The organism is Acinetobacter sp. YH12043 (genome assembly GCF_013419915.1).
In the GTDB taxonomy this organism is placed as follows: domain Bacteria; phylum Pseudomonadota; class Gammaproteobacteria; order Pseudomonadales; family Moraxellaceae; genus Acinetobacter.
Genome location: NZ_VOZD01000003.1, coordinates 68,056 through 92,563, shown reverse-complemented (window position 1 = coordinate 92,563; position 24,508 = coordinate 68,056). Strand labels below are relative to the sequence as shown.

The following is a 24,508-nucleotide window of genomic DNA, read 5'->3' as shown; positions in this document are numbered from 1 at the left end:
AATCACGCTACAGGTGATCCATGCACATCGAAAAAATACAACTCAAACATGCTCTGCACTTTTCTAATATCCAGCTCGATTTTGATCTGCAAAAAACACCTGTGACTTTAATTCTGGGTGATCAGGGTTCGGGTAAAACCACCTTGCTGCGCTTGAGTTATCAGGCTTTGACCTGGTTTTCTGCACGTTTTCGCGACTTGCGTACCGCAGGTTTAAGTATGCTGGATCAGGATATCCTGCAAAATCGTCTGCAATCCAAAATTGATATCCAGGTGCATTTTCCTGATGATTTGGGATCATTGCCTGAATCAGCACAGGGAGAAGCAGCCCCTGCCCAATCCTGTTCCTGGCAGTTATATAAAACCTTAAATAGTCAGGGCATTGGCTTTGCCAAAGCGGAAACCCAGCAACTCGATGCCATGGTGAATCTCTATCAAAAGGCAAGACAACATGACCCTTTGCTCGGTCTGCCTATGGTCGCCTATTATCCGGCTGAACGCTTCGTCAATGAAATCAATATACTCAGCAAAAATAATCAGGCCATTTTTCAGACTGCGCATGCCTATGAAATTACCGCCATTCCCTTTACGACTTTTGCACGTTTCTTTGAATGGTTTCGTGAAATCAGTGATATTGAAAATGCACAAAGTGCCAAGATCATTGACCAGATTCTAGATCAGGCGCTACAGCAATCGGATGATATACAGGCAGATCAGCTGGTCCAGCAAATTGAAAAAGCTAAAGCACATATGCATACACCGAGCCTGACTGCCTTGCGTGAAGCTTTATCCATTGTACTACCAGAACTTAGCCAGATTTATCTGGACTACCAGCCCAAGCTGCAATTGATGGTGCGTTATCAGGATCACACCTTTAGCTTTCAGCAGTTGTCGAGCAGTATCCGGAACTGGATTGCACTGGTGGGAGATGTTGTACGGCGCCTTTGTCTGCTTAATCCGCACAGCTTATTTCCCTGTCAGGAAGGTACTGGCATTTTACTGATTGATGAAATTGATCATCAACTGGATCAGGACATGGCCGCCGTCATTTTACCGCGTCTGCATCAGGCGTTTCCTAACTTGCAGATTATTGTGACTGGAAACCGGCCGGAATTGCTGGAGCAGGCTCAGGATTTTCAGTGTCTAAAACTGGAAAATAAACAGTTGCATCCCATCCATCTAAATCCAATGCAGGTTCAGTATGATCATTTTTATGCAGAGTTGCCGCTTGAGATGAGCCAAAATCATTCAGATATAGAAAAAGTTGAAGATGCACTTCAGGAACCAGAAATAGTCAACTTGACGGCTCAGTCTGTTTTGCAACTGATTCAGGAACAGCTAAGCACAGAACAGCAGCAAGAACTTTTACAACTGTTGAGTCAGGATAATTCACAAAGCCTGCCTCAATCTTCTTAACTAGTGCTGAAACGATAATGCAATTTAAAAATTAAAATCAGGATGCAAGAATAGGTTTTGATTTTCTGCATTTCTGATCAAGAAGTTATAAATTTTTATCAATAAATGCAGGGAGTTTGATCTTTATTTTCGGTCAAATTTGTACGAGATGTTCAAGCATGCACCCCATATCAAAACCAAGCTTACGTATAATCTACAAGTTCTACATAAAAACATTGATGTTGTGGTTATCCTGTAATATGATCGGTTTTACTTGCAATTTTCGTTGTAAAATCGGAATTTGCTATCGTTTATAAGTTGCGCAATACAACTGTTTTATTCTGTTTGAATATCATTCTGGCTTTCAAGATCGAGAAGTTTTGGGTCGCTCTTTGCGGTCCTGTAATCCTTGAAAGATAAAGATTCACCCTAGGTTGACCTTAACCTATATCACGACAATGGATACGAGTGTGCTGCCAATTATTATATTGTTACCGTTAGTATTAGGCACAACCCTTGTCTCGTGGCTGAAGCAATTTTCACGCGGGGTAACGGCTTTAGGAGCAATTGCCGTCAGCCTCAGCAGTTTCTTATTACTGTTGAGTCAGGCGCCTGCTGTATTTAATGGAACGGTAATTACCCAGACCTGGTCCTGGCTACCCCAGCTTGGAATCGACTTCAGTTTCCGGCTGGATGCTTTGGGCATGCTGTTTGCTCTGCTGATTAGTGGAATTGGTACCCTGATTTATATCTATGCCTATTACTATCTCAGTCCTAAAAACTCCCTGAGTAAACTCTATTTCCTGCTGATGCTGTTTATGGCAGCGATGCTCGGCATTTCCTTGTCTAATAATCTTCTGATTCTCCTGATTTTCTGGGAACTCACCAGTATTTCTTCCTTCCTGCTAGTTGGTTACTGGAGCAATTACGAAGCGGCCCAACGCGGCTCACGCATGGCTCTAACCATTACCGGCATGGGCGGCTTATCTATGCTGGGTGGTTTTATTCTGCTCGGACAGATGACGGGTACCTATCAGATCGACCAGATCCTGATGATGGGCGAACAGATTCAGGCACATGCCCTATTTGTACCGACATTATTATTAATTTTACTCGGTGCTTTTACCAAAAGTGCGCAGTTCCCGTTTCACTTCTGGTTACCAAATGCCATGGCAGCACCGACGCCGGTGTCTGCCTATCTGCACTCTGCCACCATGGTCAAAGCGGGCCTGTTTTTAGTCGCACGTTTATTGCCGATTTTTGCAGGCGCGGCACTGTTCCATAATATTGTTACTTTTATCGGGTTATTTACCCTGTGTGTGGCAGCGTTCTTTGCCATCTTTAAAGAAGATCTGAAAGGTCTGTTGGCCTATTCAACTATTAGCCACTTGGGCCTAATCATGTGTCTGCTGGGTATTGGCTCACCACTAGCCGTCGCAGCAGCAATTTTCCATATCATTAACCATGCAACCTTTAAAGCTGCCCTGTTCATGATTGCCGGGATCATTGATCATGAATCCGGTACCCGGGATCTGCGAAAATTGTCTGGTCTTTGGCAAATGCTGCCTTTCACCGCAACACTGACCATGATCACCGCCGCCTCCATGGCAGGTATTCCATTCACCAATGGTTTCTTGTCCAAGGAAATGTTCTTTACCGAACTGGTCGCAAACTTAAGTGGCCCAGTCATGGTCGGTGCTGCTATTGCAGGAACACTGGCCGGGATTTTCGCTGTCGCCTATTCGATTCGTCTGGTACATGGCGTATTTTTTGATGGCCCCTTAGGTCAGCAAGTCCCAAATAAAGATGCGCATGAGCCGCCATTCGGTATGCGTGCACCAGCTATTTTATTAGCTTTCCTGTGTATTGCAGTTGGTTTGTTACCAGGATTACTGGTCGAAAAGATTGTAAATAGCACTACACAAGCGTCAACCCAGAATTTCGCCTTTGAAGGTACTCACCTCGCCCTTTGGCACGGTATTAATCTGCCTTTGGTGATGAGTATCATCGCGATATTCGGCGGTGCAATTTTCTATTTTGCACTGGCCAAAGGCGGTGCGATCCGGGAAATTGATCTGGATCCAAAACTGGGCAAACTGCAAGGCCGTGTACTGTTTGATCTGCTCCTGAAAAATCTGTTACTGAATTCAAGACGTTTCCGCCGTGCGACTGAAAATGGCAAATTGCAAAGTTACATTTTGTGGATTGTGCTGTTTACCATTGGTCTGGTGGGCTATCCACTCGTCGTCAATGGGATCGACACCGGTAGCCGCGAACTGACCCATGCTCCAGTGCTTGCCATCGTTCTATGGTTACTGCTGTTCTCTGCCTGCTGGATGATGCTGTGGTTCCATCATGAACGGATTAAAGCCATCCTGATCAGCGGTGCAGTCGGTCTGGTCGTTACCATGGTTTTCATTGGTTTTTCGGCACCCGATCTGGCTTTGACCCAGATTACAGTCGATGTAGTAACGACGGTTCTGCTACTAATGAGCCTGTCACTCCTGCCACAACTCACACCTTATGAATCCAGCCCGACCCGACGCTGGCGAGATGCAGTGATTGCGGTCTGCGGGGGTCTAGGAATTGCAACAGTTGCCTGGCTAGTTATGACACGTGACCATAATTCAATTTCCTGGTTCTTCATCCAACAATCGATTCCGCTTGGTGGCGGTACAAACGTCGTCAACGTAATTCTGGTCGATTTCCGTGGTTTCGATACCTTTGGCGAGATTACCGTACTCGGGATTGCCGCCATTGGTGTACTAAGTCTGATGGATGGTATGCGTGCTCATGGCACCACCATTACCCAAGGCCTGACTTACCGTTTTAACCCCTCCCCTTTGATGCTAAGAATTACTGCATCATGGATTTTGCCGGTAGCACTGGTGGTGAGTCTGTATATCTTTATGCGCGGCCATAATCTTCCGGGTGGCGGTTTTATTGCCGGTCTGGTCACCTCATTGGCTTTGATCATTCAATACGTTGCCATTGGTCAGGATCATGCAGAAAAAATGCTGGGAGCTAAATCTGGACGTCTCTATGAAATCTGGATTGGCGTCGGCCTGACTATTGCTGGCCTGACTGGCATCGCAGCCTGGTTCTGGTCACGTCCTTTCCTGACCAGTGCCCATATTCATGTTCATCCACCATTACTTGGCGATATGCATCTGGCTTCTGCCGCGCTATTTGATGTCGGTGTCTATGTCACCGTAGTCGGGGCGACCATGCTGATGATTTCCGTTCTGGGTGACTCCCGTCACTCAAGTATGACTGGCCCAGTACCAAGAGGATAATAGAATGATTAGTTTAGAACTTTTATTAGCCTCAGCAATTGGCCTACTCACTGCCACCGGGATCTATCTGATTCTGCGGGCACGTACCTTTCCGGTCGTCCTTGGACTGGCCATGATTGGTTATGCAGTGAACCTGTTTTTATTTGCCATGGGCCGTATTCAGATGAATTCGCCTGCAGTGCTTACCGAAGCCACGCAGGTCACCGATCCTTTACCTCAGGCGCTAGTGCTGACCGCCATTGTAATCGGTTTTGCTACCACCGCCTTTATTGTACAGCTGGCCTTACGTAGCCGTTATGAATCAGGAACAGACCACGTTGATTCCAAAGAAGAGATACCGCAACATGACCCACGTGAGGATGAGCCGTAATGACTGATCTTCTCAACTTCTTGAATCAACACACCCCTATTTTCAGTATTCTTTTACCGGCGTTTACTGCCTTTATTTTAGTACTGTTAGGTAACCCAGGTTCCGGTTCTCTGATTACCGACTGGCGTCAGCCTTGGCGTCGTGGCGTGAGTCATATTTCGACCCTATTGGGTTTGATTATGGCGATTGGCTATCTGATCAATAGCAGCCAAGGGCAAATTAGTGTCTACACTTTAAGTGAATGGGCCGCCCCTTTTGGTATTGTGCTGGTCCTGGACCAGCTCTCTGCCTTGATGCTGGTACTGACCTATACACTCGCTTTGCCAATCGTTTGGTATGCCAGCAAAGAATGGGATATTCGCGGGCGCTATTTCCACGCCATGGTCCATTTTCTGTTAATGGGGCTTAGTGGTGCCTTCCTAACCGGTGACTTGTTTAACCTGTTCGTGTTCTTCGAGATCTTGTTAATGGCATCCTATGTTCTACTTTTGCATGGGCAAGGCAAGGCACGCTTCCAGCTCGGTGTGCATTATGTGGCTATTAACCTGCTCGCTTCTGCCATGTTCCTGATCGGACTCGGGATGATTTATGGCAGTGTCGGCAGCCTGAATATGGCTGATGTTGCTCGTCTGATGCCAACTCTGGCAGGTGACGAACATAAGCTTGCCGTTGCAGGCGGACTGATGCTATTTGTGGTGTTCGGGATCAAGGCTGCCATGTTACCGGTAGGCCTGTGGCTTCCTAAAACGTATGCTGTTGCAACTACTCCGGTGGCTGCCCTGTTTACCATCATGACCAAAGTCGGGATCTACGCAATTATCCGGGTCAATGGCACCGTATTTGATGATGAATATAGCCACCAGATCCTGATGAACTGTCTGCTGGTCATTGGGGTGATTACTTCACTGTATGGCGCATTTGGTGCCATTGGGACTGAACGTTTACGCCGTTTCGTCGGCTTTATGATTCTGTCTTCGGTCGGCACCATTCTGATTGCGATTGCCATGAACAGCACCCAAGCCTGGGCAGGTGCCTTGTACTATATGGTGCACAGTACCCTGATTGGCGCAGCCTTTTATATCCTGTGTGGCTGGATTACTTCACAACGCGGTGAATTTAAAGATCACTTTAAAATTGCACCACAGATGAAACAGAATACTTTGGTTTCTATTGTGTATTTCATCATTGCCTTGATGATGGCCGGCTTGCCACCTTTCAGTGGCTTCTTCGGTAAAGTGTTTATCCTGCAAGCTTCAGGACAGTCTGAGCATCAAATGCTGATTATCTTTACGGTTCTACTGGTCAGCTTACTGAGTATTCTAGCTTTTACCCGGGTCGGTTTTATTCTGTTCTGGCGTTCAAGCCGACCGGAACAGGATGAAAATTCTGAAGAATTCAGCAAATATGAAGCCTTACCCAGCAAGGCACCAGCACGAAATGACCGGGTCATTTATCTGTTATTGCTCAGTCTGACAGCCTATGTTGTTTTTGCTGCACCGATTTATCAATATAATTATCAGACCGCAGCACAGATTAAGACCAATCCGATTTATGAAGCAGCATTATTAAAACGTGATGCTGAAGGTAAGTTCATCAGTGTACAGCCATTTGATCCGGGTTATTTACCAGAAACCAAATACGGTGGTGAAACGCCTGATCCAAATGCGCACCTGATTCCTTATGTCATTTCAGAAAATACCTTAAATGGCGATCATATTTCTGAATTTAAACAGCGTCAGATTGATAAGCAGTATATTGAACAGAACAAATACGACGACAATCAACTTAAACCGGCGGAGGGACTTTAATGGCTGAATCATTACTTCAACGCTGGTTCCCACATCCTTTCGTTTCGGTCATTGTGGCGATGAGCTGGATCATGCTGGCCCATAATATGGAAGCCGGCACACTCCTTATGTCAATATTTCTGGCGATCTTGATTCCGAGAATGGTCGCCCCTTTTATTGATTACACACCGAATATCCGGTGGGTGCCAGCGATGCGCCTGTTTTGGGTCGTTGTTTGGGACATCATTGTCGCTAATATTAAAGTCGCGATTCTGGTGCTAGGGCCAACTAAAAATCTGCATCCAAAATGGTTTCGTGTTCCTCTAGATACCGAGCATGAAGAAGTAAATACGTTGCTGGCAATGATTATTACCACAACACCAGGTACAGTCTCTGCGGGGATTGATCAGGATCGTGGCGATATTCTGGTGCATGCTTTAAGTACGGATGATGAAGAGGCCGAAATTGAAACTATTAAACAGCGCTATGAACAACCATTGATTAAAATTTTTAGCGCACAATCAGGAGCTGAAGCATGACCATTCTGCCTTATGCATTGCTGATTTGTCTGGGTGCTGTCACGATCTCCATGTTACTGTGTCTGATCCGGCTGGTTATGGGCCCATCAATCGTTGACCGTCTGCTGGCACTGGATACCCTATTTTTAAATGCAACCTGTCTGGTGGTGATTCTGGGAATCTACTGGAGCAGCACTTTCATGTTTGAAGGTGCCCTACTGGTGGCCATGCTGGGCTTTGTTTCTACCGCTGCCCTTGCCCGCTATTTCACCACTGGCCATGTCATCGACTAGGAGTTTTTAAATGCCTTTGATTTTAGAAATACTAGTTTCGATTTTTTTATTGATTGGCGCGTTTTTTATGCTGGTGGGTGGTATTGGAATGATACGTCTACCTGACCTGTTTATGCGTCTGCATGCACCGACTAAATCCAGTACCTTAGGCCTGGGAAGCTTTCTGATCGCTTCTATTATTTTTTCGGCTATCTATGGTCGTTTAGGTTTTGCTGAAGTACTGATTACCCTGTTTGCCTTCATTACTGCACCGGTATCTGCCAACCTGATGGCGCAAGCGGCCTTGCATTTACGTTTGCGCTCGATGAGTGGTGAAGTGCCAGAAACACTAGAACGTCCATTGCCTTGGCAGAAAACCCGCCGTCGTGCATTTTATGAAAAGAAAATGAATGACCAGGATTCAAAGTAATAGTTAGCCAGTTCTACTTAAAAGTTCAACAATAAAAAAGCCACCCTAAGGTGGCTTTTTTATTGCGCTTTATAAAAGCTTATTCTTCATCTTTCTTGTCTTCAGCAGGAGGTAAATCCTTCACTGCTTCAGCAATCAGACCAAACATATAGTTACCATATGCATTGGTTTTGTCGTAATGGAAACGTAGACGAGGTGTAATACGTGTCTTGATTCGACGACTCAGTTCATGGCGCAGGAACCCGGATGCCTTATTCAGGACATCGAGTGTTTCTTTATTTGCCGCTTCACTTTGCTCATCACCAAGTTCACGACCCATTACTGTGACATAAACTTCTGCATATCCTAAGTCTGGGCTCACCTTCACGGCTGAGATGGTCACCAGACCACCCAGACGTGGATCTTTCAGCTCCTGACGGATCAGTTCAGACAACTCGCGTTGTACCGTATCCGCCATACGCTTCAGACGTTGACTACCCGCCATTAAAGACTCCGTTTAATCAATTGCACATCATACACTTCGATCTTGTCGAGAGGTTTGATGTCTTTATAGCCTTTCACCGCAAGACCACATTCCATACCGGCACGAACTTCTTCCACCACTTCTTTGTAGCGACGAAGAGATTCTAGCTCGCCCTGGAAGATCACCACGTCATCACGTAATACGCGAATCGGTTTGTTACGGTGTAATACGCCTTCAAGTACCATACAGCCTGCTGCAGCACCAAATTTGCTTGAATGGAACACTTCACGTACTTGAGCAACACCCAAGATGGTTTCACGGTGTTCAGGAGCCAGCTTACCGCTCATCGCTGCTTTCACGTCATCAATCAATTGATAGATCACTGAGTAGTAACGAATGTCGATACTGTCTGCGTCTGCTTTTTGACGTGCAGTATTGTCGGCACGTACGTTAAAGCCAAGAAGAACCGCTTCTGAAGATTCAGCAAGCGTTACGTCAGATTCAGTAATCGCACCAACACCAGAACCAATGATACGTACTTTTACTTCATCCGTTGAAAGCTCAGCCAATGCAACATGCAGCGCTTCCAATGTACCGCGTACATCAGTTTTCAATACCACATTGACGATTGGCACATCTTTTTTGCCCATAGACGCCATGATGTTTTCAAGACGCATTGCAGATTGACGTTCAAGACGTTTTTGACGTTCACGATCCATACGCGCATCGGCAACTTCACGTGCTTTCTTCTCGTCATTCACAACAAGAACTTCGTCACCTGCCATCGGCGCTTCTGGAAGACCCAGAATTTCGACTGGAATCGAAGGACCTGCAGACTTGATACGTTTACCGTTTTCATCGGTCATGGCACGAACGCGGCCATAAGATGAACCAGCAAGTACCAGGTCACCCACTTTCAGCGTACCGTTTTGAACCAGAATAGAAGTCACTGCACCGCGGCCTTTATCAACACGCGCTTCAATCACAACACCTTGTGCCGCACCTTCTTCAGACGCCTTCAATTCAAGCAATTCAGACTGAATTAAAATCAGGTCAAGAAGTTCATCAATACCGGCACCAGTATGTGCAGATACTTTCGCTACAGGAACGTCACCGCCCCATTCTTCAGGTACGATTTCTTTGGTGGTCAATTCGTTCAATACGCGATCTGGATCAGCTGAGTCTTTATCCATCTTGTTGATTGCAACAATGATTGGCGTACCCGCTGCACGTGCGTGATCGATTGCTTCTGCAGTTTGTGGCATCACACCATCATCTGCTGCAACAACCAGGACTACGATATCAGTCGCTTTGGCACCGCGTGAACGCATTGCAGTAAACGCTGCGTGTCCCGGAGTATCCAAGAAGGTGATAATACCTTTATCAGTTGTTACATGATAAGCACCGATATGCTGGGTAATACCACCTGCTTCGCCTTGCGCCACTTTGGCACGACGAATACGGTCTAGAAGCGATGTTTTACCATGGTCAACGTGACCCATGATCGTAACAACTGGCGCACGAGTGGTTTGCGCACCACGAGCTTCTTCAGCCTGTTCAAGCAGGTTATCTTCAACTGCAGTTTCAGAAACCAGTACCGGGTTATGACCCATTTCTTCAACCACAAGTGCCGCGATTTCCTGATCGATTGCCTGGTTTTGAGTAACCAGTTCACCCATTTTCATCAGTGACTTGATGACTTCACGAACCTTAACCGCCATTTTCGCAGCAAGGTCAGCAACGACAATCGTTTCACCGATTTCAACGTCATAAACCTGTTTTTTCACTGGCTTTTCAAAACCATGCTTGTTCGCTTGGCTAGATTTCAAACCACGTTTGTGTGAGTTATCACGGAAAGACTGCTCTTCACCACGACGACCACCTTTTTTCGGTGAACGTGTATTTGAAGTGTTAGTACCACGTTTAATTTCGCGGTCTTCTTTCGCAAATGAGTCTTCATATGCCTGGCCAACCAGACCAGCAGCAAGTGGAGAATCATCAATCACACGAATAGTTGCAGTGGTATCTTCAGAAGAATACTTCGACGCCATCTTGCGCATTTGCTCAAGGGTGCGTTGTTGTGCTTCTTCAGCTGCCTTACGACGTGCTGCTTCTTCAGCTGCTTTTAATTGAGCGGCTTGAGCTTCACGCGCTTTTTTCTGTTCTGCTGTTTCAACTTGTTTAACCGCTGCTTTCACAATCGGTTTATTAGTTGATTTGCGTTTTACCACAACAGCTGCTTTAGGTGTTTCCTGTTTCTCAGTTTCTTGTTTCTGAGCTGCACGCATTGCTTCTAGCGCTTTGCTTGCATTGTTTGTACCTGATTTAGGTGCATCAGCAGGTTTTTTAGCTGGTGCTGACTTCTGTTCAGCTTCTGCTTTCGCTTGCTGTTCAGCTTGAGCCTTCGCTAAAGCTTCTGCTTTAATTTGTTCCGGGTCTGGCTTGACGAATGTATGTTTCTTGCGAACTTCTACATTAATCGTTTTCGCCTTACCTGAAGTACTTGCCACTTTAGCAGTACTGGTCGTTTTACGTTTCAACGTGATTTGTCCTGCATGGCCATCTGAACCTTGTGTCTTTTTCACATGATTCATTAAGCGATCTTGTTGTTCGGTGGTAATAATATCGTCAGCTTTACGCTGTGGTAAACCTGCCTCACGAACCTGCTCTAGGAGCTTATCAACATGGCGACCCACGCTGAGTGCTAACTCTTTAATCGACTTGTCCGTCATATACTACCTCCTAGTTAAACCATGATTCGCGCGCTTTCATAATAAGTTGACCGGCCTTCTCAGCACCGAGACCTTCGATATCTTCGATATCATCAGTCGCTTGGTCAGCTAAGTCATCTACGGTTACCACACCACGAGCTGCGAGAGCTTGCGCGATCTCTGCTGTCATGCCTTCCATTGCAACAAGTTCTTCACTTGGCGCTTGTACGTTTTCTTGCTGTTGTAATGCATCAGCAAGTGCAATTTCTTTCGCACGGCTTTGCAGTAGTTCAACCAGTTCCGCATCCAGTTCGATTTCATCAAACGTTTCTGGCGGTACGTAAGCAATTTCTTCAAGCGAGGTGAAGCCCATTTCTACCAACGCCATCGCCAAATCTTCAGCAATATCCAGACGTGTAACAAACATGTCCAGATATTTTTGTGCTTCGCTTTGCTGACGTGCGTAGTACTCTTCTTCCAGCATCATGTCCAGCTTATAGCCAGTCAGTTCAGATGCCAGACGAACGTTTTGACCTTGTGAACCAATTGCGCGAGCTAGCTGATCACTAGTCGCGAAAATGATGTCTGCAGTACGTGCATCTTCATCGATGACAATACTAGATACATCTGCTGGTTCTAATGCACTTGCGATATATTGCGCAGGATCATCCGACCAAACCACCACATCAATACGCTCGCCATTGAGCTCTTGCTGTACAGCCTGGATACGTGTACCACGCATACCAATACAAGCACCCACCGGGTCAATACGGTGGTCGTTGGTTTTCACTGCAATTTTAGCACGAACACCCGGTTGACGAGCTGCGGCCTTAATTTCAATGATTTCTTCAGAAATTTCAGGAATTTCTTTTTTCATCAATGCAATCAGCATTTCCGGTTTAGCACGTGACAACAATAATTGTGCACCACGGCCTTCACGGTTAACGCTATATAGAATCGCATTTACGCGTTGTTTCGGACGAAGGATTTCCTTCGGAATCATCTCTTCACGTGCCAGATACGCTTCTGCGTTGTCACCCAAGTCAATGATAAAACCATCTTTGGTTTGTTTTTTCACTTCACCGTAGATCAGCTCACCGACTTTAGATTCATAAGCATCAGCAACCAGTGCACGTTCTGCTTCACGGATCTTCTGTACAATCACCTGTTTCGCGATCTGGGCAGCAATACGACCGAAATCGATTGATTCTACTTCCAGTTCACGGATATCGCCAATCGACCATTGTGCCGGATCCACATCAGAGATCGCATCCTGACAAGCAGGCATTTCATGATCTTCATCAGCCACCACTTCCCATTGACGGAAAGTACGATAATCACCAGTTTTACGGTCAATTTCTACACGAAGACGAGCTTCTTCCGAGTGAGTCCCCTCGTAGAATTTCTTCTTAGTCGCTGCAACCAAAGCTTGTTCTAGCGCTTCAAAAATTGCTTCACGACTTACACCTTTTTCGTTACTAACCGTTTCAACGACGGTAAGAATTTCACGTGCCATAAGTCACCTATTCGTTCAGATTCTTATTAATTGAATTAATCTTGATAGACCAAGTTTGCTTTATCGATATTGTGACTGTCGATATCCAAAATCTGTTGCTTTTCTACTTCAACTTGAATCATTTCATTTTCAAGGTCGACTGCAACCAGTTTTGCCTGGAATTTACGACGGTTATCGACGGCACTGATCAAACGCAGCGCAACCGTTTGTCCGATATAATGAGCCATCTGCTCCAGCTGGAAGAATGGACGATCCCAACCTGGTGAAGACACTTCAAGCGAATATTCACCTGAGATTGGATCATGTACATCCAGGATCGCGCCGACTTGCTGTGTGACACGTACACAGTCCTGAACCCCAATACCACGACCCTGCTCTTCTTCGCCATCTTCATTGACAACAGGTGCTGCATTTTCATCGACCGGTTTGTCGATATAGATCCGTAATAATGAACGTTTGCCTTGTGGCAGGAATTCAATCCCCCACAGATTTACATCACAGGCTTCAACTGCTGGTGCAATCAAGTCCTGAAGTGCTTGAGTTTTATTTGATAGCTTCATTTACTCTCGTCATCTGGTGCGATTTTATGATCTATTTGACCACTACAAACCAATACAAACTATAGTAGTAGTGAAACATGGAGATTTGACCAAATATTGTCGACACTACACGATAGCCAATAAAAAAGGGCGTAAATCGCCCCAATTAATGCACAATTTGAACTTTTTTCAAATCCCACTGTGCAAAAAGGCCCACCATAGTTGTGAGCCTCTTTTAAGAAACTTGGTAGCGGGAGCTGGATTTGAACCAACGACCTTCGGGTTATGAGCCCGACGAGCTACCAGACTGCTCCATCCCGCATCAACGTGCAAAAATTATATACAAAAGATGCGAACTTTTCAATCACAACCACATCATTCTGCATATTTGTTATCTGTTACTGAAAAATTGGTAGCGGGAGCTGGATTTGAACCAACGACCTTCGGGTTATGAGCCCGACGAGCTACCAGACTGCTCCATCCCGCATCAGCATACAAATAACATTCAGCTTAATATTTTACACTAAACTGCCTTTAAAGTTTGCAGCTTTAAAGGATTGGTAGCGGGGGCTGGATTTGAACCAACGACCTTCGGGTTATGAGCCCGACGAGCTACCAGACTGCTCCACCCCGCAACAACATGCAAATAATTCTTCTCAACTTAAATCAGATTTAAGCTGCCTTTTAAAAGTTTGCGTCTTTAAAAAAGGATTGATTGGTAGCGGGAGCTGGATTTGAACCAACGACCTTCGGGTTATGAGCCCGACGAGCTACCAGACTGCTCCATCCCGCATCAACAGAAGTTTTTTTAGCTGCATACACCAACTTATATTCTGGATTATAAGTTGGTGCGGAAGGGGGGACTTGAACCCCCACGCCCGAAAGCACTACCACCTCAAGGTAGCGTGTCTACCAATTCCACCACCACCGCAGCTGTGACGCATTCTAGTCGCATCACTGAAAAAAAGAAAGGTTTAATTAAAATTATTCGGTCGTTTGTGGTGCAGTTGGTGAAGTTTCAACCGGTTGCGCAGGCGCAGTTGGTGCTGATTGAATTGACGATAAACTGTACGCATTCGTGGTTTGTTTCTTGGCAAGAATCGCCAAAGTAATACTGGTCACAAAGAACAATGCGGTAAAAACTGCCGTCAAACGGGTCATGAAATTACCCGAACCTGAGGCACCAAAGATCGTTGCCGCACCGCCGCCGCCAAATGATGCACCTGCATCCGCACCTTTACCATGCTGAACTAAAATCAAGACAATCATCAAAATCGCTAAGATAATATGTACTACCAGCACAAAAGTTTGCATGCTGAACTCCTAATTATTGTGTATTTGCAAATGCTTGAGCAATTTGATGGAACGACTCAGCATTGAGTGATGCACCACCCACCAATGCCCCGTTAATGTCAGGGCAGGCTGCTAACTCTACTGCATTTTCCGGTTTTACACTACCACCATATAAAATCGCCATAGTCGCAGCATAACCTGTAATCTGGCTCAAACCCTGACGGATCTGGGCATGCATGGCCTGCGCATCTTCTGGAGAAGCTGTTTTACCGGTACCAATGGCCCAGATTGGCTCATAAGCAATCACAATATTTTTCCACTGTTCATCTTCTACCACAGTCGCGATATCGCAAATCTGTTGGAGAACCACCGCTTCTGCCTGCCCTGCTTCACGCTGTTCCAGACTTTCGCCCACACAGTAAATTACGGTTAAACCGGCATTTAAGGCATTCTTGATTTTAGTATTTAAAATCTGTGAACTTTCAGCAAAAATTTCACGACGTTCAGAGTGCCCAATCAATACATAGTGAATCTGGCTATCAGCCAATAATTCAGCACTCACTTCCCCAGTATAAGCGCCTGTCCCTGCAATACGTGATACATCTTGTGCTACGGTATATACAGGGCGATTAGCAGAAGCAAATGCAGTTTGAATTTGAGTTAAGGCAAGGGTTGTCGGCGCCACACCCAAATGACATTTCTCTGTTGAAACTGGTGCAGACTCAAGCAAGTCTTTTAAATTCTGAACCAAAGCTTGGGCATCTGCCTGCATTGGATTCATTTTCCAGTTGCCCACCACCCAAGGGGTAATCGTCGAAACCGACATAAATAACCTATTTCACTGACATATCTTGAATTGGGCACATTCTACACGGAATTGTAAAATTTAAAGAATAGTTTTATTCATCCTATTTCTCAGTTTAGACTATTCAAAATGGTTATTTTTTGTTATCACTGAAAAAAATGCCCGGTTCTTCCGACCAGTTCAAGCTTTTACTGAATATCACGAAGATTGCAGCATTCTCAGCTATGGTATTTTTGTATAACAAACGTATAATTTTAGAATAGCAAATTAAAAAAATTGAATTGATAGGCATTTGAAGCATGACAGCATTGCAGGGGTCACCAAGATTTACGGGGTTTATTCGTCGCCTGGTCGATGAAGGGGTATTATCAGCTGAAGATATGCGGACTGCTTTAGCCAATGCCAAACAGGAAAAAACAGATATCGTGGCCTATTTGGTCAGTCATCATAATCTTTCCCCTACTACCATTGCTGAAACGATCTCAGTAGAATTTGGTGAGCCTCTATTTGATATTGGTGCTTATGATCCGGGACAAATCCTGCGTGAAGATATTGATGAAAAGCTGATTACCAAGCATCGTATTCTGCCAATTTATAAAAACGCCAATATTCTTTATGTCGCCACGAGCAATCCGACCAATATCGAAGCAACGGATGCCATCCGCTTTGCAACCAAACTGAATATCGAAACTGTTATTGTTGAACACAATAAACTTGAAAAACTGATTGAGCAAAACTTTACTGAAGAAAGTACTTTTGATTTTGATGATGATTTCGATCTGGATGTCGATGTCGACACAACCGATCCGACTCAAGAAGAAGACGAAAAAGACAAGGGTGAAGAAGCCCCTATTGTTAAATATATTAATAAGTTACTGATTGATGCTATTCGTATGGGCGCTTCGGATCTACATTTTGAACCTTATGAAAAAATGTATCGGGTGCGCTATCGTGTCGATGGGGTTTTACGTCAGATTGCAACCCCGCCCCTACAACTGGCAAACCGTTTGGCGTCGCGTTTGAAAGTCATGTCGCAGATGGACATTTCTGAGAAACGCGTGCCTCAAGACGGCCGTATTAAATTAAAGCTCTCAAAAAACAAAGCCATCGACTTCCGTGTTAACTCGCTCCCTACCCTGTTTGGCGAAAAACTGGTTCTACGTATTTTAGATCCGTCTAGTGCCATGCTAGGAATTGATGCTTTAGGTTATGAACCTGAGCAGAAAGAGTTATTCATGGAAGCCCTAGATAAACCGCAAGGGATGTTACTGATTACCGGTCCTACCGGTTCCGGTAAAACCGTATCACTTTATACGGGCTTAAACATCTTGAACCGTGAAGATACCAATATTTCTACTGCGGAAGACCCAGTCGAGATTAACCTGCAAGGGATTAATCAGGTGAACGTCAATAATAAAGTTGGCCTGACGTTTGCAGCTGCTTTAAAATCCTTTCTGCGTCAGGATCCTGATATTGTCATGGTCGGTGAGATCCGTGATCTGGAAACAGCTGAAATTGCAATCAAAGCAGCGCAAACAGGTCATATGGTGATGTCAACTCTGCACACCAACAGTGCTCCGGAAACTTTGACCCGTTTACGTAATATGGGCGTACCTTCTTTCAATATCGCGACTTCAGTCAATCTGGTGATTGCGCAGCGTCTGGCCCGTCGCTTGTGTTCACAATGTAAAAAACCGGCTGACATTCCAAAGCAAAGCTTACTGGAGATGGGCTTTACCGAAGCAGATTTACAAAGCCCTGAATTTCAGATTTATGAGCCAGTCGGCTGTAATGAATGTCGTGAAGGTTATAAGGGCCGGGTCGGTATTTATGAAGTTATGAAGGTAACACCTGAGATTTCAAGAATTATTATGGAAGATGGCAATGCCATTGAAATTGCTGAAGCTTCCGCACGTGCAGGATTTAACAATTTACGCCGATCAGGGTTAGTGAAGGTTATGCAGGGGGTGACTTCTTTACAGGAAGTCAATCGTGTAACCAGCGAATGATCGTGCTGAATATAAAATAAGGATAAAGCTATGGCAGCAGTAAAAAAAGGCCAGATGACACCGATCTTCAGTTATGAAGGGGTTGATCGCAAAGGCGCCAAGATCAAGGGGGAATTGCCGGCACGAAATATGGCCTTGGCAAAAGTGAACTTGCGCAAACAAGGCATTACGATCAAAACCATCCGGGAAAAGAAAAAAAATATTCTCGAAGGTTTGATGAAGAAAAAAGTTTCCACCTTGGATATCACCATCTTCACCCGTCAGTTAGCCACCATGATGAAAGCGGGGGTGCCTTTAGTACAAGGCTTTGAAATCGTTGCAGAAGGTTTAGAAAATCCATCTATGCGCGAGGTTGTACTGGGAATCAAAGGTGAAGTTGAAGGGGGGAATACTTTTGCGGGAGCATTACGAAAATACCCACAATATTTTGACAACCTATTCTGTTCTTTGGTCGAATCTGGCGAGCAATCTGGTGCTCTGGAAACCATGCTGGATCGTGTCGCGATTTACAAAGAAAAAAGTGAGTTGTTAAAGCAAAAAATTAAAAAAGCCATGAAATATCCTATATCAGTAATTGTGGTTGCAATTATTGTGACGATTATTTTGATGGTGAAAGTGGTACCCGTATTTCAAGAACTTTTTCAAGGATTTGGTGCAGACCTACCAGCCTTTACGCAGTTTGTTGTTAACTTGTCAAATTGGTTCCAGCAATACTGGTTCTTATTTATTCTTGGCATTGGAATTATTATTACTATATTTCTTGAAAGTAAAAAACGTAGTAAAAAATTTCGAGACTTGCTTGATAGAGCTGCACTTAAAGCTCCCATTTTTGGTGATCTGGTCTATAAAGCAATTATTGCCCGCTATAGCCGTACCCTAGCGACGACTTTTGCTGCCGGTGTACCATTAATTGATGCCCTTGAATCTACAGCTGGTGCGACCAATAATGTGGTTTATGAAGAGGCCGTATTGAAAATCAAGGAAGATGTTGCAACCGGTCAACAGCTTCAATTTGCCATGCGTGTCACGGATAAATTTCCTTCTATGGCTGTACAGATGGTTGCGATTGGTGAAGAATCAGGTGCATTGGATGCTATGCTGGATAAAGTTGCGACGCATTATGAAAACGAAGTCGACAATGCGGTCGACGGTTTAACTTCCATGATGGAACCCTTGATTATGGCAATTCTTGGTGTCCTTGTTGGTGGCCTTGTTATCGCAATGTACCTTCCAATTTTCCAAATGGGTTCCGTGGTTGGCTAATTTACAGGTTAAATATTTTGTTTATTAATGTTATTTCTTATTTTATTTCAAACCCAACTGCGCTTTATCTCGCAGTTGGGCTTTTTAGTCTTTGTATTGGTAGCTTTTTAAACGTTGTCATTTACCGTACCCCTAAAATGATGGAACAGGAATGGCGTACAGATTGCCAGCTGTTTTTGCATCCAGACCAGCCCATCATTGATGAGAACAAAATTACTTTAAGCAAACCAGTTTCCACCTGCCCGAAATGTCAGACTCCTATTCGCTGGTATCAGAACATTCCGGTGATTAGCTGGATCTTATTACGTGGTAAATGTGGTAACTGTCAGAATCCAATCAGTATCCGCTATCCATTTATTGAACTTCTCACAGCTGCTTGTGCGCTGATAGTGGTGGCAGTATTTGGGCCTACCATACAGATGCTGTTTGGTCTGGTTTTTACCTATGTCCTGATTGCCCTCACCTTTATTGATTTCGATACCCAGTTATTACCCGATCGCTATACCTTGCCGCTGGCTGCACTCGGCCTGGGCATTAATAGTTATGCGATTTATACTACCCCTGATTCTGCCATCTGGGGCTATATCATTGGCTTCTTATGCTTGTGGGTGGTGTACTATCTGTTTAAGCTGGTGACCGGCAAGGAAGGTATGGGCTATGGAGATTTCAAATTACTAGCTGCCTTAGGTGCCTGGATGGGGCCTATGCTCCTACCACTCATTGTATTATTGTCATCATTGGTGGGCGCGATTATTGGGATTATCCTGCTTAAAGTCCGTAAAGAAAATCAGCCCTTTGCCTTTGGCCCTTATATTGCCATTGCCGGCTGGATTGCCTTTTTATGGGGTGAGCAGATCATGAAAATCTATTTAGGTCAGTAAAGTGAAATTTGTACTCGGTTTAACTGGTGGAATTGGTAGTGGCAAGTCTGCTGCCAGCCAATGGTTTGAAGCTCAAGGGATTGCTGTCGTAGATGCAGATATTGTCGCCCGTGAAGTCGTTGATATCGGTCAACCAGCCCTACAGCAAATTCGGGAAGCTTTCGGCGATTGGGTTTTACTCAAGGATGGTTCATTGAATCGCCGTGTTTTGCGCGAACATATTTTCCAGTCTCCAGAAGCACGAAAAATGCTGGAAAATATCACCCACCCTGCTATTCGCAATTCAATTATTCAACAGTTACATGCAGCACAAAGTCCTTATGCGATTTTAGTTTCTCCTTTATTGTTTGAAACAAATCAGCATGAACTAACACAACATACGTTATTAATTGATGCTGCTATTGAACTGCAAATTCAACGGGCTTCACAGCGCGATGGACAAAATGTAGAGCAAATTCAGAAGATCATTGCCGCACAAATGCCGCGTGAACAAAAGTGTGCCATGGCTGATGATATTGTACTGAATGATGGTGAGCTAGAACATCTCTATGCTCATCTCACACCATTACATGAAAAGTATCTTCAGATGGCTGCTCAAAATCATTAACCCGAACTCAGTTAGAGTTCAAATAAAAAGCAGTCCTTTTAGGACTGCTTTTTTTGTTGTTCCAGTTTCTGACTCAGGCTATCTTGATGCATCAGCCAGCGCCAAGGTTGTATGGCACCAATTGCCATACCTACCAAACCAGAAACAATCGCGAGACTTAAAGGTTCATCTAGAAGCGGCACAGCCAGTATGGCAGCAATAAATGGTGCGAGAGTCACGATACTGCCCGCTTTAAATGCACCTAAACGCTTAATCGCTTCCACATAAGTTAGTGTCGCTACAATCACCACAAAAACACCGTGAAAGAGTACCTGGGAAGCCATTTGCCAAGGTTCAGCAGCATCCAGATGTTTGGGGAAGAATAGCAGATAAATTGGCACATAAACGATGGCTGACCAGATCGCTACACTGGCCATAGAATGCCAGGCAGATAGCTTCCATTGACGTAGCAGTACAGTGAATACACCCCACCACATTGCACTGATGAAAAATAGCAGATCGCCTAATCCCAAGGCCACACCGGACTCCCGGAACATCAGCCAACTCATACTGCCAATCGCAAGCAGCATAATCGCCATACTGATCCAAGTATGTCGGTCAAATCCCTGTTTAAATAACACAAAAGCAGCCACTGCGGTACAAAGTGGAATACAGCCATTTAGAAATACGGCAGCATGAGCTGCAGGTGCATAATGGAAAGCAGTATAAGCAGTCAGGCAATACCCTACCCCGCCAATCATGGCTAAGAGAAAGGATTCCTTACTCCACAAAAAGGCTGTGTCCTTTTTATAAATCAGGACTGGCATCAGAATCAGAAAAGCCAATAGAAAACGTAATCCCACCAGATCCCAGGCACTAATCCCCCACTGGGCACTTAAGCGCGTGCTTAAGGTAAAACCTCCCCAAATACACATGGTAATTAAGACAAAGGCATAACCTTGCGTTCGGGGAGACATAGACTTCTTCTTTAACAGTATTTAGGTAAATAATAAAAAGGACTTAAGCTTGACGCTGACGACAGGCTTCATAAAGAGCCATCCCTGTTGCCACGCTCACATTCAGACTTTGCAGATTTCCTGCCATCGGAATATAAACCGTCTGATCACATTGGCTTTGGGTAATTGGACGCAAACCGGTATCTTCCGCACCCATCACCACGCATACACCTGTACCAGTAAAATCAAATTTCTGGATAGGTAAAGCTTTTTCATCCAGCATCGTACCAACCACACGTACATTAAATTCATCTTTGATTTGACCCAAAGTACGCGCCAGATTGGTCACCTGAATAAACTTCACTTTTTCTGCACCACCTGCTGCCACTTTACGTGCAGTCGGCGTCAGGCTTGCTGAACGGTCACGCGGTACAATCACAGCCGCTACACCCATCGCTGCGGCAGTACGAATACAAGCACCCAGGTTATGTGGATCAGTTACCTGATCGAGTGCTAATAGAAGTACTTGAGAATCTTGTTTCAATAGATCTTCCAGATCCTTTTCATTTAAGGTTGGATGCGGACGAACTGCCGCCACAACGCCTTGGTGAAAAGGCAAACCGGCCAGTTTTTCTAACTTGTCACGACTAGCCTGCTGGACACTAATGCCGAAAGGCTCAGCCAGTTCCAACACACGTTTCAGGCGCTGATCATCACGACCTTTCAGGGTAAAAAGAGTCAAGACACGTTCAGGCTCAAGCTCCAGCAGTGATTCTACTGAATGGACGCCATAATAATACTCAGGTTTAGCCATGAACGACCTCGAAAATAAATGGGGAAATAGGCAGCAAAAGAAAAATCCTGCAAAGCCAACTTCACAGGATTCTGTATCAAGCTTAGTTTAACCGATTCAGAACAAAATTTCTTGATCGGTTACAGCTCATCTGTAGGTTTGTTTAGCCTTCAAAATGGCAAACATAGTCCAGCACGTCATCAGTTTCAATTTTGAAACGGCTATTGCCTGGCACATAGAACGACTGACCCGCACGGAACAGTTCTTTCTCTTCACTGTCAGCGATTTGTACACGGCATTCACCTGAGATGATTTCCATACGCTCAGGCACATGTGTTTCAAAAGTTAATGCATTTTCTGAAGGTAAAATTACCCCTAAGGTTTTTTTAGTGCCATCTTCAAATTGCACCACATGGCTGATGCATAACCCGCCAAAATACACATTCGATTTTTTAAGTACTGATACATGATCAAACTGAGCTGACATGCCATTTCTCCAGATAAAGCATTTTGTAATATTTTGATTGCTGTAGTTTAAATGTGCACCCGCAACTAATCAATCGAAGTTTATCGGACTTGAATGAAATTATTGGTGCCCCCTGCTTGCCTTGATTTGAGCCTGTTTAAGTGATTTCGGCAGATCCTGGAAAATGCCGTGATTTTTCTCGCCATTTATAAGCAAAATATATTCCGACCTGATTTAATTTAACTTTCAAGCATGTCAGAAAAATGAAAATATCTTTTGTAACTTCAGTGGCCTAATCTTGGTTCCTGTGACACAACATTCAAATAAGCATGTATTAATCCCTGAAATTTAAGATAGAATGAAATCGATTTATCCTGATTTATAATAACAGCCGCGTTGCTAGACTGAAGCAACTGACATGCTATTTCATTCAAACTTTTCGCAGCCCGGATGCGTTTATGCTGACACATTTAACTCTGATCAATTTTGCTTTGGCCGAGCATCTTGCTATTGATATTGATAAAGGTTTTAACGTTCTTACTGGTGAAACCGGTGCAGGTAAATCCCTGTTACTGGATGCTCTATCTGCTTGCCTGGGTGAACGAACCGATACCAATTATGTGCGTTATGGCACCGAAAAAGCGGATGTAACAGCAACCTTTAGTTATCAGGAAGACAGCCCTGAAGCGAGCTGGTTAAAAGAGCATGAACTCGATGATGAGTCAGGGGAAATTCATTTACGCCGGGTGATCTTTGCCACTGGCCGCAGTAAGGCCTGGATCAATGGTCGTCCCAGTAGTCTGTCTGAACTGAAAGAAATTGGCCGACTACTGGTTCAGCTTTATAGCCAGCATAGTCAGCAGCAACTTCTAGAACCACCTTATCCCAAACACTGGCTGGATCGCTATAGCAATTTTTATGCACCAGCTCAGGAAGTACGTGACGCTTATAGCACCTGGCATAAAAATATTCGCCAGCATCAGGCCGCGCTGGATGCACAAGCAACCCGTAAGCAACGTATGGAAACTCTGGAGCTGCAACTTGAAGAACTGGAAGAAGTCGTCCAGACGGATTATCAGGAAATTGAGCAGGAATTTGACCGCCTTTCACATCATGAAGCCATCATGCAGGATTGTGTCTATAGCCTGAATGGCCTGGATGAAGGTGAACAGAATATTTCGCAGGAACTGGCTTCAATTTTACGCCGTATGGAATCGCATGCCGGTCGTAGCGAGCAGCTTTCCCAGATTTATACCTCTTTACTGAATGCCCAAAGCGAACTCGAAGATGCAACGGCAACCTTACGTCAGTTTATGGATCGGCAAAGCTTTGATCCAGAGCGTATGGAAGAACTGAATTCCAAACTGGAAGTGTTTCACCGTTTAGCACGCAAATACCGCACCCAGCCAGAATTGCTGAAAGAAGAATATGAAGCATGGCAGACTGAACTTGAACAATTGCATCAGCTAGAAGACCCGGAAACTCTGGCTGAACAGGTCGAGGTCTCTTATCAGGAGTTTCTAAGCAAAGCTCAACATCTGGACCAGATTCGCCGTGATGCAGCCGAACCGCTGGCGAAAAAACTGACCGAACAGGTGAAACAGCTTGCCCTACCTGAAGCGCATTTTGAATTTAAATTTGAGCCTTTGGAACATCCATCAAGTGAAGGTTTGAGTTTTATTCAGCTTCTGTTTACTGCCAACAAGGGCATACCAGCACAACCTCTGGCACGCGTGGCTTCAGGCGGTGAATTATCCCGTATCGCCTTGGTGATGCAGGTGATGAATGCAGAAAAAACCGAAGCTGAAGTATTGGTCTTTGATGAAATCGACGTCGGGATCAGTGGCGGAACTGCGGAAATCGTGGGTCGCTTATTGGCTGATCTGGCACAGCATGTACAAATTCTTTGTATTACCCATCAGGCGCAGGTGGCTGCACAGTCCGACCAGCATTTATTAGTGAAAAAACGCCAGACTGATCCGGCCAGCAGTACCATTATTAATTTGGAAGAAATTGAAATTGTACAGGAACTTGCACGTATGACGGGTGGCGTGGAAATTAATGAAACCACCTTGCAGCATGCACGTCAGTTAAGACAGTTAAAGTTTCAGCAAGCATAAATCATGCTTAATAAAAATCCCTGACTAGTGCAGGGATTTT

The 24,508-nt window shown here is 44.8% G+C and carries 21 protein-coding genes and 5 tRNA genes; 12 read left to right on the top strand and 14 right to left on the bottom strand.

Annotation, left to right across the window (positions count from 1 at the left end; translation table 11 throughout):
• The first annotated feature begins 20 nt into the window (after window positions 1-20).
• From FTU01_RS02390 to FTU01_RS02360, 7 genes are all read left to right on the top strand, one after another.
• Window positions 21-1,415, top strand: coding sequence for an AAA family ATPase (locus tag FTU01_RS02390; RefSeq protein ID WP_180138011.1), 1,395 nt, complete (start codon window positions 21-23; stop codon window positions 1,413-1,415).
• 437 nt (window positions 1,416-1,852) lie between these two features.
• Window positions 1,853-4,690: a monovalent cation/H+ antiporter subunit A gene (locus tag FTU01_RS02385; protein WP_180138008.1), complete on the top strand. Its 2,838-nt coding sequence runs from the start codon at window positions 1,853-1,855 to the stop codon at window positions 4,688-4,690.
• Between the two features lie 4 nt (window positions 4,691-4,694).
• Window positions 4,695-5,060: a Na+/H+ antiporter subunit C gene (locus FTU01_RS02380; protein WP_004787185.1), complete on the top strand. Its 366-nt coding sequence runs from the start codon at window positions 4,695-4,697 to the stop codon at window positions 5,058-5,060.
• On the top strand, window positions 5,060-6,868 hold the full coding sequence (locus FTU01_RS02375) for a monovalent cation/H+ antiporter subunit D (RefSeq protein WP_180048023.1): 1,809 nt from the start codon (window positions 5,060-5,062) through the stop codon (window positions 6,866-6,868). Before FTU01_RS02380 ends, FTU01_RS02375 begins: the two co-directional genes overlap by 1 nt.
• Window positions 6,868-7,386, top strand: a complete 519-nt coding sequence (locus FTU01_RS02370; RefSeq protein WP_034169751.1) for a Na+/H+ antiporter subunit E — start codon at window positions 6,868-6,870, stop codon at window positions 7,384-7,386. Before FTU01_RS02375 ends, FTU01_RS02370 begins: the two co-directional genes overlap by 1 nt.
• Window positions 7,383-7,658: a monovalent cation/H+ antiporter subunit F gene (locus FTU01_RS02365; protein ID WP_004787192.1), complete on the top strand. Its 276-nt coding sequence runs from the start codon at window positions 7,383-7,385 to the stop codon at window positions 7,656-7,658. Before FTU01_RS02370 ends, FTU01_RS02365 begins: the two co-directional genes overlap by 4 nt.
• A 10-nt stretch (window positions 7,659-7,668) precedes the next feature.
• Window positions 7,669-8,067: a Na+/H+ antiporter subunit G gene (locus FTU01_RS02360; RefSeq protein WP_005233541.1), complete on the top strand. Its 399-nt coding sequence runs from the start codon at window positions 7,669-7,671 to the stop codon at window positions 8,065-8,067.
• 79 nt (window positions 8,068-8,146) lie between these two features.
• Here FTU01_RS02360 and FTU01_RS02355 read toward each other — a convergent pair whose 3' ends face one another.
• The 11 genes from FTU01_RS02355 to tpiA all read right to left on the bottom strand — a co-directional run bounded on the left by FTU01_RS02355 (window position 8,147) and on the right by tpiA (window position 15,415).
• Window positions 8,147-8,551 carry a ribosome-binding factor A gene (locus FTU01_RS02355; protein ID WP_004810065.1) on the bottom strand — a complete coding sequence of 135 codons (405 nt, stop codon included), beginning with the start codon at window positions 8,549-8,551 and terminating at the stop codon, window positions 8,147-8,149.
• Entirely contained in the window at window positions 8,551-11,262 is a 2,712-nt protein-coding gene (gene infB / locus FTU01_RS02350; protein WP_180011351.1) for a translation initiation factor IF-2, read from the bottom strand. Before infB ends, FTU01_RS02355 begins: the two co-directional genes overlap by 1 nt.
• Before the next feature lie 10 nt (window positions 11,263-11,272).
• The gene (gene nusA, locus FTU01_RS02345; RefSeq protein ID WP_004787201.1) at window positions 11,273-12,757 is read right to left on the bottom strand and encodes a transcription termination factor NusA; all 1,485 of its coding nucleotides are present in this window, start codon (window positions 12,755-12,757) and stop codon (window positions 11,273-11,275) included.
• A 35-nt stretch (window positions 12,758-12,792) separates the two neighbouring features.
• A complete protein-coding gene (gene rimP, locus FTU01_RS02340; RefSeq protein WP_179992192.1) occupies window positions 12,793-13,317 on the bottom strand; it encodes a ribosome maturation factor RimP in 525 nt (174 codons plus the stop codon).
• Window positions 13,318-13,541: 224 nt separating this feature from the next.
• A tRNA-Met gene (locus FTU01_RS02335) sits at window positions 13,542-13,618 on the bottom strand.
• Between the two features lie 88 nt (window positions 13,619-13,706).
• Window positions 13,707-13,783 (bottom strand) — tRNA-Met (locus FTU01_RS02330).
• 71 nt (window positions 13,784-13,854) lie between these two features.
• Window positions 13,855-13,931: transfer RNA gene (locus FTU01_RS02325), tRNA-Met, on the bottom strand.
• A gap of 81 nt (window positions 13,932-14,012) precedes the next feature.
• Window positions 14,013-14,089 (bottom strand) — tRNA-Met (locus FTU01_RS02320).
• Window positions 14,090-14,142: 53 nt separating this feature from the next.
• Window positions 14,143-14,227, bottom strand: a tRNA-Leu gene (locus tag FTU01_RS02315).
• 53 nt (window positions 14,228-14,280) lie between these two features.
• On the bottom strand, window positions 14,281-14,610 hold the full coding sequence (gene secG, locus FTU01_RS02310) for a preprotein translocase subunit SecG (protein WP_159122712.1): 330 nt from the start codon (window positions 14,608-14,610) through the stop codon (window positions 14,281-14,283).
• 13 nt (window positions 14,611-14,623) lie between these two features.
• Entirely contained in the window at window positions 14,624-15,415 is a 792-nt protein-coding gene (tpiA, locus tag FTU01_RS02305) for a triose-phosphate isomerase (protein WP_159122713.1), read from the bottom strand.
• A gap of 278 nt (window positions 15,416-15,693) precedes the next feature.
• Here tpiA and pilB point away from each other — a divergent pair, with 278 nt between their 5' ends.
• From pilB to coaE, 4 genes are read left to right on the top strand one after another with little or no spacing between them, the layout of a single operon-like run.
• Window positions 15,694-17,403 (top strand): type IV-A pilus assembly ATPase PilB, encoded by a 1,710-nt coding sequence (gene pilB / locus FTU01_RS02300; protein WP_180138006.1) that lies wholly within the window; start codon window positions 15,694-15,696, stop codon window positions 17,401-17,403.
• 30 nt (window positions 17,404-17,433) lie between these two features.
• Window positions 17,434-18,666 (top strand): type II secretion system F family protein, encoded by a 1,233-nt coding sequence (locus tag FTU01_RS02295; protein WP_179992193.1) that lies wholly within the window; start codon window positions 17,434-17,436, stop codon window positions 18,664-18,666.
• A 17-nt stretch (window positions 18,667-18,683) separates the two neighbouring features.
• A complete protein-coding gene (locus FTU01_RS02290; protein ID WP_218946452.1) occupies window positions 18,684-19,547 on the top strand; it encodes an A24 family peptidase in 864 nt (287 codons plus the stop codon).
• Between the two features lies 1 nt (window position 19,548).
• Entirely contained in the window at window positions 19,549-20,154 is a 606-nt protein-coding gene (gene coaE, locus FTU01_RS02285; protein WP_159122717.1) for a dephospho-CoA kinase, read from the top strand.
• 38 nt (window positions 20,155-20,192) lie between these two features.
• Here the strand turns inward: coaE and FTU01_RS02280 are convergent, their stop codons facing one another.
• From FTU01_RS02280 to FTU01_RS02270, 3 genes are all read right to left on the bottom strand, one after another.
• The gene (locus tag FTU01_RS02280; protein ID WP_159122718.1) at window positions 20,193-21,110 is read right to left on the bottom strand and encodes a DMT family transporter; all 918 of its coding nucleotides are present in this window, start codon (window positions 21,108-21,110) and stop codon (window positions 20,193-20,195) included.
• A 43-nt stretch (window positions 21,111-21,153) separates the two neighbouring features.
• The gene (rlmB, locus tag FTU01_RS02275; RefSeq protein WP_005233526.1) at window positions 21,154-21,903 is read right to left on the bottom strand and encodes a 23S rRNA (guanosine(2251)-2'-O)-methyltransferase RlmB; all 750 of its coding nucleotides are present in this window, start codon (window positions 21,901-21,903) and stop codon (window positions 21,154-21,156) included.
• 142 nt (window positions 21,904-22,045) lie between these two features.
• A complete protein-coding gene (locus FTU01_RS02270) occupies window positions 22,046-22,369 on the bottom strand; it encodes a pyrimidine/purine nucleoside phosphorylase (RefSeq protein WP_004787221.1) in 324 nt (107 codons plus the stop codon).
• A gap of 437 nt (window positions 22,370-22,806) precedes the next feature.
• On the opposite strand from FTU01_RS02270, the gene recN reads away from it, so the two are divergent.
• Window positions 22,807-24,468: a DNA repair protein RecN gene (gene recN / locus FTU01_RS02265; RefSeq protein ID WP_179992196.1), complete on the top strand. Its 1,662-nt coding sequence runs from the start codon at window positions 22,807-22,809 to the stop codon at window positions 24,466-24,468.
• Window positions 24,469-24,508 lie beyond the last annotated feature (40 nt).